Raw genomic sequence first — 15,464 nt, forward strand, 5'->3', positions numbered from 1 at the left:
TCTTATTGTTATAAAAACAAATGGTAGGCAGGGAACATACAATGGTATGATTAAAAACAGATATTATTTATTAAAAGTACATTCATCATTACCTCCAATTAAAGTAGAAGCCAGTGGTAAGGTGTTAAATGAAGTAGCCAATAAATCTGCATTACTATATAATAACGTCTCTGGCTGGTACTTTGATAAAGCGGAACAAAGAATATATATCAAGCAGGATGCAGCCTGGAAACTATTAAAAAATAATGACCGTTTTGAGCGAAACAACTCATTGAATTATGAGCTAGACAGCATAGCTTATAATAGAGATCATATTGGAGGTGATAATTTAAATATTTTGGTAAAGTTAGATTCGCGCCCAACCATTACTGCTAAATTTGAGCAGGTCAACCTACCGGCCAATAACAAAGAAGGAACCTATCTTGAATTATCAAAAATTCACTTTAATGACGGACCAATTAAAAATTTAAATGATATAACGTTAAATCTAAGTGGGCCAAGCCATTTCAAATCTGGTGCTAAGACTATTAAATTGAATGCTGTTGACCTTCCATTGAGGATTCCGGTTTATTCCGAAAAGCAAACTGGTATCACTTATATTATTGCAGATTCTACTGTTCGCTGTATTTCCGACACATTGATATCATCAGGTAGTATTAGTAAAATTGATGTTTTATCCTTAAATAAAATCGTCTTAGCTGACGGCATAAGTGTTTGTCGTTTTAAGGTTGAATTAAAAGATGTAAATAACAATCCGTTAGCTTCAGACCAAAATGTAAAAATCATAATTAACAAAGGGGGTGGTAAATTCAACCAGAAATTAAATGTTAAAAATGGTGAGGGATATTTTGAGGTCAAATCAGATAAAAGCGCTGATTTAATTAGTGTTGTAGCAGAGTCAAAAGGCATTAAATCAAATATTTGTCAGCAGCCCATCACAATTGGGTACCTAAAAATGACTACTAACCCGCAAGAGGAGGTCATTTTGAATAATGGTGGTGTAGTCGATTGGCTAAAGCCTAAAGTAGATGTTTTTGTGAGATTTGTTAATGAGGGTGTTACTGTACATTCAATTAATTCAAGGGCGGTTATGCTTAGAGTTTACAATGAAGATCGTGTCCTTATAAAAGAATACCAGGCTATAGCTAAAGATGGTGAGGCAATTTTTAAGGAAGTAGATTATTATTCCCGCCCGGGCAAATGCTTTTTTGTAGCAAGCGCAGACGGATATGAGAAAGTCGAAATCAAAATCTTTGAAAATACCTGGGACTACAAAATGATAGATAAAAGATTGGAAAAAAAATAGATGCATGTATTGCCTAAATCTTCTAATTTTTAAAACAGCCAAATAAAAATCAATATAAATCATTTTTTTATACCGCAGATAATGAAGCAATTAAGAATAAATAACATCCATATTTTTAGATTAATGGTTATGATTGTCTTGTTTTTTTTCTCAAAAGCGATTCTGGCTCAGGAACCTGAAAAGAAAAAGATGGATGAAATGTGGAACGGTAAAGCGACCACCAGCAATGAAAAAAACAGTAAAAGGGGTAAGCTTTTTCGGGATGGTAAATATGCCATGTTTATACATTGGGGATTATATTCACAGATAAGCAATGAGTGGAAAGGGAAAACCTATTATGGTATTGCTGAATGGATCATGAACAGTAATATGGCAAACATTTCTCCTCAGGAATACAGGAATGTCGCCAAAGATTTTAATCCGATAAATTTTAATGCAAATGCCATCGTGCAATTGGCTAAGGATGCGGGCATGAAATATATTGTTGTTACCAGTAAACACCATGATGGATTTGCGATGTTTCATTCTAAAGACAATAAATTTAATATCGTTGATGCTACTCCCTTTAAGCGGGATCCAATGATTGAACTTGCCCAGGCTTGTAAAAATGCCGGACTAGGCTTTGGTTTTTATTATTCCCAAAATCAGGATTGGACAGCACCCGGTGGCAATGATGGTCCCAAGGTTGATGAACAGGGAAACAAAAAATCATTTGATGACTTTTTCAAAGAGAAGTGTTATCCTCAAGTGCAGCAAATCACTTCTGAATATGGTCCTATAGAACTGGTGTGGTTTGATACCCCTGGAGATATGGACAAAAAATATGCAGCGCAATTAGTCGAACTGGTACATAAAAACCAACCCGGAGCCTATGTTTCCGGACGTGTTGGGCATAATATGGGTGACTATACCACTCTGGGAGATATGGAAGTCCCTAAACAGAATATAGAAGGATTATGGGAGTCTGTAGATGTTACAAATGATTCATGGGGTTACGCAGGTTATGATCAGAATTGGAAAAGTGCCAAAGAAATTTTGATGCGAGCCCTTTCTACCGTAGCCAGAGGAGGTACTTACATGTTAAATGTTGGTCCTAAACCGGATGGCACAATACCTGAGCAGGCGGCAATGGCATTGCGAAATTCGGGCACCTGGATCAAAAAATACCCCCAAACTATATATGGAGCAAAGGCATCTCCTTGGAAACACGCTTTGCCTTGGGGTGATGCAACAGTGCAGGGCAATAAAATTTCGCTTTTAGTCTATGATTGGCCTGTAACAGGGCATCTTTATCTTCCTGGATTATTGTCTGAAGTGATTGCTGTAAAATTATTAAACAATGGTAAAAATGAACCTTTGGTGTTTACTAAAAAAGAGGGCTGGATAGATATTCTTATGCCAGCAAAAGCCCCAGAAATGCTGGCATCAGTGGTAGAAATAACGGTCAACGGCGACCCAAAGGCAAATTCAATACAAAGTATAGACCCCCAAATTGAAACAACAATTCATGCCGATTTTGGAACAGCAATAAACTGTGAGAAAAATGGAAAATCATGGATGGAAAAATTTGGTGAATGGAAACATATCAATGAAGTCATCAAATGGACTACCAACAGCAAATTAGAGTGGGAAGTTGAAGTTTTAAAGCCTGGTTATTATCAAACTGAATTAAATTATACGGGAGTAGGGCGCTTGGTTTGGAAAATTGAAAGCAGCAGAGGGGCGATTGTTCAAAACCAACAAAATTCTTCTCCAGTTTATTCTTGGTATCCCATTATCACGTATCAATAAGTGGCAGTGATACAAATGGAGGGAGTTTGGTCAAGCCATTTAAAACCATTTCTGCAGCCGCAAATACAGCCATGCCCGGGGATGTAATTACCGTTCACACAGGAATTTATCGCGAACAGATTACCCCGCCCCGCGGTGGTAATTCAGAAACCGAACGGATTACCTATCGGGCAGCCAAGGGAGAGAAAGTAGAGATCAAAGGATCCGAGGTAATAAAGGGCTGGCAAAAAACAGAGAATGATACCTGGGTGGTAAAAATTCCGAATGGCTTCTTCGGAAAATTTAATCCATACAAGGATTTAATCCATGGTGACTGGTATTGGCCGCCCAAAGAGAGCAAGTTCCGTACCGGAGCAGTGTATCTCAATGGTGATTGGTTGATGGAAGCATTAACCAGAGACAATGTCATGAAAGCTGCCGAGGAAAAAAATGCGCTCTGGTGGGCAGATGTTGATTCCACGACCACCACTATTTGGGCACAGTTTAAAAACGTGAATCCCAATAAAGAAATGGTCGAGATCAATGTACGCCAAAAGGTTTTTTACCCGGACAGACCGTTTATCAATTTCATAACTGTTAGTGGCTTTACGATGGAACAGGCTGCCACCAATTGGGCACCGCCAACAGCAGAACAAATGGGATTGATCGGTACCAACTGGAGTAAAGGCTGGATCATTGAAAATAACACGGTCCAATATTCGAAATCTGTGGGTATATCGCTAGGTAAGTATGGTGATGCTTTTGACAATAAAGGTACCGAATCGGCAGAGGGATATGTAGGTACGATCAACAGGGCATTAAATTTTGGATGGAACAAGGGCACAGTAGGCGGACATCTGGTGCGCAATAATACGGTCGCCTATTGCGAGCAAACCGGCATTGTTGGCAGTATGGGTTGTGCCTTCAGCGTTGTGGAGGGTAATACGATCCATGATATCCATGTACGAAAATTGTTTAGTGGTGCGGAAATGGGAGCTATTAAATTTCATGGTGGAGTGGATGTGCAGATCCGTAACAACCATATTTATAAAACCAATATGGGGATCTGGTTCGACTGGATGGCGCAGGGTGCGCAGGTAAAAAATAATCTGTTGCATGACAACGGCCTGGATATTTATTTAGAGGTAAATCATGGACCAACGCTCCTAAGCAATAATATTTTTCTTTCCAAAGAAAATTTACTCATGATCTCAAACGGAGTTGCATTTGTACACAACCTGTTTGCAGGTAATATCGACGTTAAACCTTATGACCCTCGCTTAACTCCTTATCACAAACCACATTCCACTTATGTTGAAGCATTGCATGATAACCCGGCAGGCGATATTCGATTCATTAATAATTTATTTGTGAGCGGAGCAGACGCAAGCCTTTATAAGAAAAATATACTACCGGTAATCTTCGATGGTAATGTCTATACAAAAGGATCAGTAAGGGCGATTTTGGGTAATAAAGAAATAAAATATGGTCATGTAAGCGACGAAGTGTTAGAAAAGATTAAAAACATGCCGGTTAAAGACGTTGTGGAAAAGAATTTTATAGTAAATGAAAATTTTGACGCTGGGGCAAAGCTGATTCCCGAATGGAATAAAATGTACCTGGAAATTGCCCTGGACAAAAATTGGCTGCTCCAGCAAAAAAGAAAAATGGCCTCAACAGAGACACTGGGTAAAGCAGTTATTCCAAATCTTCCATTTGAAAATGTGGATGGCACTCCGCTGAAAATTGATGCTGATTATTTAGGGAATGCCCGCAACAAAAAACTAAAAATGGATAAAAAACGCAGTCTTGCATGCTGATTATTATTATCTCGAAGCGCTCTTACGGTATAAGAAGTGGTATTTATATACCTAATGATCCGGAACTGTTTTGAAATGTCTATAAGATTAATGGTAGTGATTTACAAGGAAAATAATTTTTAAATAAAAAAAAATGAAAAAAACGACGTTTTTTATAATAGCCCTAATGGCGCTGTTTGCACATCAATCTCTTGCTGCAGATGTTTATACAGTTGTTTCGCCCAACGGCAAATTGAAGCTGAGTATTCGGACAGCTGATTCTCCAACCGCCAAAGGTGAATTGATCTATAGTATCTCCTATAAAGGAGCTCCGGTTATCTTAAACTCCAATATGGGTGTAAACGGCTGGGATAATGGGTTTACTATAGAAAAGGAAGAAAAAACGACAAGTAATGAGATTTGGAATCCGGTTTATGGCGAACGCTCGGAGATACACGATAATTATAATCAAACCATATTCTTTGTGAAGCAAGAAGGGAAAAGCAGCAAATTGCATGTTATCGTTCGTGCCTATAATGAGGGAATCGCTTTTAGATATGTGTTTGCCGAGCGTGAAAATGCAACAGGATATGGTAGAGGTGGAGATTTTATGAAAATCAGCGCCGATCAAACTACCTTTCGGGTTCCTGAAAAGACTTTTTGTTATCTTACTTATTCGGCACAAGGGGTTGTAGAACTGATGCCAGTTAAAGATTGGAAAGAGGAGGCAGAACGGCCTTTGACCTTAAAATTTAGCAATGGGCTTTATGGGGCATTGGGAGAAGCTGCTTTAACGAACTTTTCCCGGACCAAATTCAGGGTTGACAAAGGTGAAGAAAATATCATCCGCAGTTCGATGTATGATACCGTAGAGGAATTTGCGACGCTTGAAATGCCCTGGAAAGTAATTATGGTTGCCGAAAAACCTACTGATTTATTAGCCAATAATGATATTTACCTGAATTTAAATCCAGAGTCAAAAATCAAAAATACCGCTTGGATCAAACCGGGAAAGATTATTCGTGTAGGACTCACCACGAAGGATGCCAAAGCTGCCGTTGATTTTGCCGAAAAGCGAAAATTGCAATATATCCATTTTGATGCGGGGTGGTATGGCGCCGAAACACTTAAGAGATACAATATGATGGTTGATATCCATGATGAATACCGCCCAACAGGCTTTAGCCGGACATATCCTAATCTGCTAACCCAGGAAGGCGTGCGCGGAAATGAAGAATTTCCGGATGCAAACAATAATACTTCGCTTCCTTTTACCCGTTTTCTTTGCGGTCCGGCAGATTGTACGGTATGTTATTTTGCCCGAAAGGAGTTTAAGCCAAACACCATGAATGAAAATCGTTTATTAAAAAATACTCCAGGGCATCAGTTGGCGACTTCTGTTGTATTTTATAGTCCGTTACAGTTTTTGTATTGGTATGATAGTCCGTCTGATGTATTGGATGTTCCAGAACTGGAGTTTTTTGACCAACTGCCAACGGTTTGGGATGACACTAAGGTTTTGAGCGGAAGCATAGGAGAATCTATTTCAATTGCACGCCGTAGTGGCACAAAATGGTTTGTAGGCTGTATGACCAATAATGATAGGCGTACTATCGACTTTTCGTTCGGTTTCCTGGATCCATCAAAAAAATATCTGGTAACGATTTACACGGATGGAGGAGAAAAAGTGAAAACGCCGACTCATGTGAAGATAGAAAAGATGAAAGTAACTTCGGCTTCTAAGTTAAAACTGGATTTACTGGCCAGAGGTGGTTGCACAATGATTGTTGAAGAAACTTAAAACGACGAGATATCAAAAAATCATTGATTAAACCAAGACTATGAAAAAAATTATTTTTATTTTATTAATGGCAAGCGGTTCGCTTTTTGCACAAAAAAAGCAAAAAATGAGCGTGCTTATCGACCAGCAATTTCATTTTGCTGTAGAGCAGTATGGGGTATTAAAGCATAATATTGCATCAGGTGAGATGCCCAGAACATTTAACCCTATCACTGGCAAGGTTGTAACCAGCGATACAAAGTGGTGGTGCAGTGGCTTTTACCCGGGTTCTCTCCTTTATATATACGAGTATACCAAAAATCCGGAGATAAAGGTAGAAGCCGAAAAACGCCTGGCCATTCTAGAGAAAGAAAAACATTATCTGGGAAATCATGATTTAGGTTTTATGATGTATTGCAGTTTTGGGAATGCTTATCGCCTTTTTCATAAAGCAGAAGATAAAGCGACCATCGATACCTCGGCAATGTCATTGGCGACCCGTTATCGCCCATCTATTAAATCGATTCAGAGCTGGGACAGTAATGAGTTGTTGAAATGCCCTGTTATTATCGATAATATGATGAACCTGGAAATGCTGTGCTGGGTAAGCGACAATGGGGGTGATAAGAGATTTAAAGAAATAGCAATAAGCCATGCGAATACTACTTTAAAAACACATTTTAGAGCCGATAATAGTTCATATCACCTGGTAGACTATGATTTGAAAACAGGCCAGATTATTAAAAAAATAACCTGGCAGGGACTGGCAGATTCTTCTGCCTGGGCGCGTGGTCAGGGATGGGGGCTGTACGGTTATACCATGATGTACCGTTTTACAAAAGACAAAAACTATTTGGACCAGGCCCGGAAAATTGCTGCTTTTTTGATCAACCATCCAAATCTTCCGGCGGATAAAATCCCATATTGGGACTATAATGCTCCAAATACACCTACCCAATATAGAGATGCGTCTGCAGGGGCTTTGATTGCTTCAGCTCTTTTGGAATTAGGGCAATATACAGGAGCGAAAGAAAAGAAACTCTATATCAACACTGCCGAAACGATGTTAAGATCACTGGCATCTGATAAATACCGTGCAAAATTGGGTGAAAATGGTGGTTTTTTACTTTTACACAGCGTTGGGCATATGCCAAATAAAACGGAAATCGATGTACCGCTTACCTATGCAGATTATTATTACCTGGAGGCTCTTTTAAGATATAAAAAGTGGTATTTGTAATTGCCTCACTATACCAGGATCGACTATAATTCCACAGAACAAATAAAAGTTAAAAACTATGATTTATTCTATAAAAATAAAATTGAGCAGCTTTTCGTTGTTAATGTCGTTTTTTCTTGCATTTACGACAGGCGTTGATGCACAGACAAAGACGAATGAGATGCGGATTGAGACAACTGATGCCGGTAATGGCAAGAGTGACCGTGAATATTGGAGTCAATTACTCTATAAAATGAGTTATCCGGTGATTCATAATTTAGCTCAAGAAACTTTAAAAAAGAATATGCCGCTTGAGACGCTTCCCGACTACGGTAAAGCATACGGAATGGTTGCCAGTGAGGTTTCTTATTTAGAAGCTGTTGGGCGAACAATGGCAGGAGTTGCGCCTTGGCTTGCTTTACCAGATGACAATACTAAAGAGGGTGTAATGCGCAAACAATTAAGAACAGAATTGTTGCAGGGGATCGCCCATGGAGTTGATCCTAACAGTAAGGATTATTTGAATTTTTCGAAACAGCAACAGCCTATTGTAGATGCCGCTTACATGGCACATGCTTTTATTCGTGCACCCAAAGCATTGTGGGAACCATTGGATGCTTTAACAAAGAAAAGAGTTATCCAGGAATTTAAAAGCCTGCGCAACCGGAAAGCAACTTTTAATAATTGGTTACTATTTTCTGGAATAACCGAAGGATTTTTATTGAAAGTTGGAGCAGATTATGATCCGGTGCGAATAGACTATGCCATACGAAAAACAACCGAATGGTATAGCGGTGATGGCTGGTACAGTGACGGATCAAAACTATGTGTCGATTATTACAATTCCTTTGTGATGCATCCYATGATGGTTGATTTATTAGGTATAGTTACAGTGAAAAAGATGTATCCACAAGAGGATTATGATTTAGCCGTAAAACGTATGGCGCGTTATTCTGAATTTTTGGAGCGTATGATTGCGCCAGATGGTACTTTTCCTGTTTTTGGCCGATCAATGACTTATCGTACAGGTGCTTTTCAGGCATTAGCTCAAACTGCTCTAATGGAAAAACTGAATAACATTACACCCGCACAGGTAAGGTGTGGTCTAACGGCCGTTATGCACCGCATGTATGATCAATGTGATAATTTTGATAATAAGGGTTGGCTGGTTTTAGGATTTTGTGGCGCTCAGCCTGATATTGTCGATCTGTACACGTCGACGGGAAGCCTGTATATGGCAACATTGGCATTTTTGCCACTGGGATTACCTGCTGACAATACTTTTTGGACTGATGCTCCTGCAAATTGGACATCGAAAAAAGCTTGGTCTGGAAAACAAACTCCAAAAGACTACAAGGTTAGTTACTAAAATGGGTATTTCGGCAAAAATGTGTCTCGTCCTGCTATAGCTTCTCATTAAAAACAGAAAAATGGCAACAAAAAGCAAAGACAAGACAAAAATTGCAACCAGGAAACCTTGGGGGCGATTAGACGAAGATGTTAAAGAGAAAATCGTATGTGAATTTAAGCCTGAAGAGCGCGCTCATGACCAAAGGCATGGTATTGTTCACCTACCAATCCGAGCTGCTCCATGTCGTATGCACTCCTTTTTCTTCAACTTTAATAACAATAGAATACCCAAACTAAAGGCCCCTGTCCAATCTGGATAGGGGCCTTTAGTTTTTATTAATCAGCTAATGAAATTAAACTATTGTTTTTTGAGATAGGTTTTATTACCATTTTTGTTGATGTAATATTTTCCACCACGGGGACCTGTTATTATTTCCTCTCCATTGGGGCCTGCTAAAGTTCTGTCTACTGTGGGTGTATAGCTCTTTGTAGCAGCTGTGTTCGGAGCGTTTTGCTTTTTAACCGCTGGCGTTTCAGCTTGTGCTACAGGTGCTGCTTTTTCTTTGCTGGCACTGTAACGTTTATCCGGCGTGCCATCTTTCTTCAGTCTCAAACCTGTGGTGTTTGGAACTGGTGCAACTTCATTTGCTACTGGAGCTGTTGTTTTACCAGCATAACGCTTATCAGGGGTGCCATCTTTCTTTAGTTTCACACCGCTGGCATTTCCACTTGGTGCAGCTTTGCTTGTTGCAGGAGTTGCTTCTGCTTTAGAAGCATAACGTTTATCCGGCGTGCCGTCTTTCTTTAATTTCGTCCCGCTGGCGTTTGAACTTGTTGCAGGAGCTGCTTCTGCTTTAGAAGCATAACGCTTGTCAGGGGTGCCATCTTTCTTTAGTTTCGCACCGCTGGCACTGGAACTTGGTGCAGTTTTACTTGTTGCAAGCGCTGATCCTGCTTTAGAAGCATAACGCTTGTCAGGCGTACCGTCCTTCTTTAATTTCGCTGCACCAGTTGATGTTGCTTCTTTTTTAGTTTTAGCTTTGGTTTCCTTTTTACTTTTCGCTGAACCTGACTGTGCAGGTGCGGTAGTCTGGGCAACACACAGACTAATATAAAACCCCAAAAGAACTACCAGAGAAAATAATTTTTTCATGTTTTTTGTTTTAAATGTTTAGTAAGTTAATTTTCAATCAGACTCAACCCTCTATTTCAATAATACAATTTACCGAATTTTCTTTACTATGACAATAAGACAACGAATATATCCAATGTGATATCTTATCCAATGTATTTTAGAAGCTGATGCTAATCAGGACTAGTCCTAATCGTATATGTAGATTAAGGCTTTAAAGGCCGTGCAATCCGCTATATCTTTTGTATCAAAAGGATGCCGTTCTGCCCATGAGCATTTTGCCATATTTTTCATTTTTCTGAAATAACTATCCCGAACATTTAAAACCCGCCCATAGTGCATTCAGCTTCAGCCATATCACAGCTGTGAATGGTTTAGGGGAAAGCTTGTAGAAGACAATGATCTGGCTGCTGCCTGGACATTTTTTGATATGGACTTTCGCATGAAGTATCATAGGTTTCTGCGCCATATAATCAAGCATGTGAATGGTGCCATTAAGGGTTTGCAGATCGCCATTTTCTGTTTTGGCCACATGGAGTTTTGTCTTTGTTCTGAAAATAATGGCTTTAGGGATGCTTTTTTTGGTATAAAAAAAGAGCAGATAACCATAGTTTTTTCTGCTCTTTTTGGACTTCAAATATTTAAAAAGACTTTTTTAGTGTTCTCTGATTATGATACACCTTTTTTATGAAGTAGAATATAAGGTAGTTTATTAGACTAGAGCTGTTTATCAATTTCTTTTGTTAAAGATTCAGCGATATTCTCTCCGCCAATTTGCGAATATTTGATTACGCCACTTTTGTCAATTACTATTGAAGTTGGATATGAGGAAACTTTATAATCACGGGCTGTTTTATTTCCATCACTCAATAGTGTGTAATTGAAGGTATTTGTTTTTAAGAATTCCTTAATCTCCTTAGCATTGTCATTTCCTATGCCAAGAAAGACAACATCCTTGCCCTTGTATTTTTCTTTTAATTTATTGAGTTCAGGCATTTCATGTTGACATGGTACGCAAGCCGCAAACCAAAAGTTAAGTACAACCACTTTTCCTTTCAGATCTTGCAACGCGTATTTTTTTCCATTAATGTCACTTAGTTCAAAGGGAGGTGCAGTTTTTCCCGTAGTCTCTTTTGCCATCATCTCATTTTTTTGCTCCATTTGTTCTTGTCGTTGGTTCATCTTCGAGGTGTCAACTTTTACCAAATAGATGCGTTGTTCATTGCCTTCTGTACGCTTCTCCATTTGAAACCTCCCCCCCCAGGACTGCATAACACTATCAATCTTTGCGTAAGGTATTTCTGCTCCTCCTTTAACGAAGTATTTTGCATTTTTTGGGAATATGTCTTCTTTGCGCATTCCTCCCTGGGCGCTAGCAAGGCTAGCTATTAAACACAGGGTTATTAACATTAAATAATTTTTCATGTGAATTTAAATTTAAATTTATTTTATATTTTGATATAAGCAAAACTACTTTGTGGTGCTTGTAGTTTATGTTAACCCTGTCTTAACTAGTGTTAACTAGTGTTAACTCTACTGTTCGGCTGCCTATAATTAGGTATCTTTACATTACTGAATACGGCATTACAGAAAGAAATATAATTTACATGAGGAAAAGAATGCATTTTGTATGGTTGTTGGCTATTATAACAATAACAGGAATTATTGTGTTTCAGGTATACTGGGTATATAATTCTTATAAGGCAGAAGAACGTAATTTTTATAGTTCGGTAACTTTTTCATTGGAACGAAGCATTGGCGCTTATTTGTTAAAAGAGATTGGCCCTCAGATTGTTTTTAAGACAGATTCACCTTCTCTTTCAAAAATCAATGGGGTTGTGAGAGTTCCCGCTGAACGTGACAGGTGGCTCGAAACAGCCCCAGCAGGAGAGGGAGTTATAGTTAGGTTTCCAAATTCTCAAAACACCCCTCCAGATGTCGCGCAAATGAAATTGGCAACTACTACGCTAATAGCCCGAAATTTTGGCAAACCGTTGAAAATTGAAGTGTTAAGTTCGTTCTTACAGCGAGAGCTCCAAAAGAACAACTTGGATGTTTCGTTCAAGCTTGTTTTGCTCAAGAAACAAAAAACACTACCCCTTAATAAGGCTGCCGTATTTGTAAGCTTTTCTAATGATGGCGATGTTATTGTTGTAAATATCACCARTAAGGGTCAATATTTATTGCTGCGAATCTTGGCCCCAGCTTTAATTTCTTTGTTATTGATTTTTTTATCTGCTGCTAGTCTTTATTATATGTGGATCATTATTCGAAGACAGATGAAATTGGATTCTATGAAGAATGATTTTTTTAGCAATATAGCCCATGAACTGCGTACCCCGATCTCTATTCTGAAGTCGACCCACGAGGCTCTTCATAAATTCGGTGAATCTTCAGATCCAGAAATAACTTCTCGCTATCTTGAGATCAATACTGCTATTTTGGATAAATTAGATAGTAATGTTGATCGGCTTTTAGATATCACCAGGTATGAGCATGGTGATAAACAAGTAAATATAGAACAGGTAGATCTTCTGGCACTCATTAATAAAACAATAGCCGAGTTTTCTGTCCATGATCATGTTTCAATCCAATATAATCTGCCTCTTAATGCGTATGTTAATACAGATAAGTATATTATCCACACCGTGCTAACCAATCTGGCAGACAATGCTATTAAGTATACAGAAGGACAGGTAAAGATTAATATAATTGCTGCACTAACAGATCATCATTGGAAACTGGAAGTAAAGGATGATGGAAAAGGGATCGATGAACAGTATTTGCCCTATATCTTTGATAAATTTTATAGGGTGCCATCGGGCAATATTCATGACGTAAAGGGATACGGACTAGGGCTAAACTATGTTAAGGAGCTTGTTGCTGCTTTGAATGGAAAGATCGACGTAAAGAGCAGTAAAGGTGTCGGAACAACTTTTATCCTAAAATTCCCTATCTATGGATAAAATTAAAGTACTATTGGTTGAGGATGAAGATGTTCTGGCAATGATTATTGCTGAAACACTTGGTAAAAGAGGCTTTGAAATCAAGATTGCTAAGAATGGTGTTGAGGGTTGGAGCATGTTCAATCAGCTAAAGCCAGACATTTGCATCATTGATATTATGATGCCCAGAAAGGATGGCATCTCTTTGCTTCAAGATATCCGCAAAGTAGATGAATTTATTCCTGCTATCTTTCTAACGGCAAAGTCTCAAACAGAAGATGTATTAAAGGGATTCGAGGCTGGGGCAGATGACTACATGAAAAAGCCATTTAGCATGGAAGAGCTAATACTTAGGCTAAAAAGCATGATGCGCAGAAAAATTCCAGGCATAATAACCAACTCTCCAGTACTGGAAGTGTCAAATAAGATAGGACCTTATGAGTTTAACCACAAAAAGTTGGAGTTGATGTTTGAAAATTCAACAATTGCATTATCTCAACGGGAAGCTGATTTATTGGCGCTGTTGTTACAACATAAAAATAGCATACTAGATAGAAATATTGCATTATTAAAGCTTTGGGGCGACGATAATATATTTAATGCCCGAAGTATGGATGTATACATTAGCAGGTTGCGCAAATACTTTGTTAAAGATACTCATGTAGAAATATTGAATATCAGGGGACAAGGTTATAAATTGATCGATTAGTACAGGAAAGAAGCTTTTGAGCCTCATAACTATAGGATAATGAGATAATTTCTTTAGATTTGATCAGTCTACTATTATCCTGAGACAGGATTTTAACGTATGAATAGACACAGTAAACTTTCAGAGCCAGAATTAATCAGCTTGTTAAAAACTGGCGATGAACTTGCTTTTACTGAAATTTACAACCGATACTGGAAGAAGCTCTTTACTGTTGCTGCAAATAAAATCGGCGATCTTGAGGAAGCCCGAGAAATTGTACAAAATATATTTATCAGCCTTTGGAACCGCAGAACACAATTGGAGATTAGGGGAGCACTAAGCAGTTACCTTGCGGTTTCTGTAAAATATCGAGTAATTAATGTGTTGGACAAAAAAAATAACCATCAAATTTATTTGGATAATCTTCGTATTTCTGATATTGACGATTCTACTCGACAATGGTTAGCGTTTATGGAATTGAAAGATAGACTTGCCGAACTCGTTGCGGAATTGCCAGAAAAGTGCCGACTTGTATTTGTTTTGAGTAGAGACGGTGGACATTCCCAAAAGCAAATTGCCGAAAAACTCGGGATCTCTGAGAAAACGGTTGAAGGCCATTTAACAAAAGCAATAAAATCGCTCAAAACAGGTCTAAATACCTTCCTATTAACACTTCTTTAATTTATTTCCTTTTACAAGCAAGGGATAACTTGTTTTTAGCTGACTTATATATAGAAACCTTTATATATGGAGAAGTTAAATACGCCAGATCGCTTTAAACACTTGGCTTCCAGATGGAAGGATGGATCAATTACATCAGAAGAAACAAAGGAATTTGCAGCATGGTATAATGCTGATCAGGATAAAGAGATTTTTATCCCCGAGCAATTTGCTAAAGATTTAAACAGCTTAAACAAAAGCATGTTTGAAGCGATATTGTTAAAAATCAAACCAACAAAACGAGTTTCATTATGGCCTCGAATTGCTGCTGCGGCTATTATAATGGTGATATTTGGTGCAGGAATAGGGTATTTTAGAAATATAGCCCATTTTAATGGGATTGAACAAATTGCAGATAAAGGCCCAGGTAAAAATGGCGCAATCTTGACTTTGGCCAATGGAAAAAAAATCTATATCTCAGACAAGAAAACAGGTGTGCTTGCAAATGAACCAGGGATAAGTATTTCTAAAACTGCTGATGGACAAATTATATACACCATTAATGATCGCGAAAGTGCGTTTAGCAGTGGATTTAATACCCTACAAACCTCAAATGGAGAACAAACTCAGGTGAGGTTACCCGATGGAACTGTGGTGTATCTAAATTCAGCATCTAGCTTAAAGTATCCAACTTCTTTTACAAAAAAGAAAAAACGAATGGTGGAACTTTCTGGTGAAGGGTATTTTAATGTAAACAAAGATAAATTACATCCATTTATTGTAAAAACAGAGCGCCAAGAAGTTGAAGTCTTAGG

The 15,464-nt window shown here is 38.4% G+C and carries 13 protein-coding genes; 10 read left to right on the forward strand and 3 right to left on the reverse strand.

Annotation, left to right across the window (positions count from 1 at the left end):
* The 6 genes from AC1DND_RS09760 to AC1DND_RS09785 form a co-directional block, all read left to right on the forward strand.
* A partial coding sequence (locus AC1DND_RS09760; RefSeq protein ID WP_477581191.1) for a hypothetical protein occupies window positions 1–1,306 on the forward strand: 1,306 nt, incomplete at its 5' end.
* An 81-nt stretch (window positions 1,307–1,387) separates the two neighbouring features.
* Entirely contained in the window at window positions 1,388–3,097 is a 1,710-nt protein-coding gene (locus AC1DND_RS09765; RefSeq protein ID WP_477581192.1) for an alpha-L-fucosidase, read from the forward strand.
* A gap of 26 nt (window positions 3,098–3,123) precedes the next feature.
* Complete coding sequence (locus tag AC1DND_RS09770; protein ID WP_477581194.1) at window positions 3,124–4,896, forward strand: right-handed parallel beta-helix repeat-containing protein; 1,773 nt, start codon at window positions 3,124–3,126, stop codon at window positions 4,894–4,896.
* A 133-nt stretch (window positions 4,897–5,029) separates the two neighbouring features.
* Window positions 5,030–6,676, forward strand: coding sequence for a glycoside hydrolase family 97 protein (locus tag AC1DND_RS09775; protein ID WP_477581196.1), 1,647 nt, complete (start codon window positions 5,030–5,032; stop codon window positions 6,674–6,676).
* 40 nt (window positions 6,677–6,716) lie between these two features.
* Complete coding sequence (locus AC1DND_RS09780; protein ID WP_477581197.1) at window positions 6,717–7,895, forward strand: glycoside hydrolase family 88 protein; 1,179 nt, start codon at window positions 6,717–6,719, stop codon at window positions 7,893–7,895.
* A gap of 58 nt (window positions 7,896–7,953) precedes the next feature.
* Window positions 7,954–9,243, forward strand: coding sequence for a DUF2264 domain-containing protein (locus AC1DND_RS09785; protein ID WP_477581198.1), 1,290 nt, complete (start codon window positions 7,954–7,956; stop codon window positions 9,241–9,243).
* Between the two features lie 339 nt (window positions 9,244–9,582).
* Here AC1DND_RS09785 and AC1DND_RS09790 read toward each other — a convergent pair whose 3' ends face one another.
* The 3 genes from AC1DND_RS09790 to AC1DND_RS09800 all read right to left on the reverse strand — a co-directional run bounded on the left by AC1DND_RS09790 (window position 9,583) and on the right by AC1DND_RS09800 (window position 11,781).
* On the reverse strand, window positions 9,583–10,377 hold the full coding sequence (locus AC1DND_RS09790; protein WP_477581200.1) for a hypothetical protein: 795 nt from the start codon (window positions 10,375–10,377) through the stop codon (window positions 9,583–9,585).
* Between the two features lie 286 nt (window positions 10,378–10,663).
* Complete coding sequence (locus AC1DND_RS09795; RefSeq protein WP_477581201.1) at window positions 10,664–10,888, reverse strand: hypothetical protein; 225 nt, start codon at window positions 10,886–10,888, stop codon at window positions 10,664–10,666.
* Between the two features lie 185 nt (window positions 10,889–11,073).
* Window positions 11,074–11,781 (reverse strand): peroxiredoxin family protein, encoded by a 708-nt coding sequence (locus tag AC1DND_RS09800; protein ID WP_477581203.1) that lies wholly within the window; start codon window positions 11,779–11,781, stop codon window positions 11,074–11,076.
* A gap of 182 nt (window positions 11,782–11,963) precedes the next feature.
* Between AC1DND_RS09800 and AC1DND_RS09805 the strand changes: the two genes are divergently transcribed.
* From AC1DND_RS09805 to AC1DND_RS09820, 4 genes are all read left to right on the forward strand, one after another.
* The gene (locus AC1DND_RS09805) at window positions 11,964–13,322 is read left to right on the forward strand and encodes a sensor histidine kinase (RefSeq protein WP_477581205.1); all 1,359 of its coding nucleotides are present in this window, start codon (window positions 11,964–11,966) and stop codon (window positions 13,320–13,322) included.
* The gene (locus AC1DND_RS09810; RefSeq protein WP_477581207.1) at window positions 13,315–14,010 is read left to right on the forward strand and encodes a response regulator transcription factor; all 696 of its coding nucleotides are present in this window, start codon (window positions 13,315–13,317) and stop codon (window positions 14,008–14,010) included. The genes AC1DND_RS09805 and AC1DND_RS09810 overlap by 8 nt, the downstream gene beginning before the upstream one ends.
* A 141-nt stretch (window positions 14,011–14,151) precedes the next feature.
* On the forward strand, window positions 14,152–14,670 hold the full coding sequence (locus AC1DND_RS09815; protein ID WP_477581209.1) for an RNA polymerase sigma-70 factor: 519 nt from the start codon (window positions 14,152–14,154) through the stop codon (window positions 14,668–14,670).
* Window positions 14,671–14,736: 66 nt separating this feature from the next.
* The coding region (locus AC1DND_RS09820; protein WP_477581211.1) for a FecR family protein at window positions 14,737–15,464 on the forward strand (728 nt) is incomplete at its 3' end.

It is taken from the genome of Pedobacter sp. 01N416, from assembly GCF_056399685.1.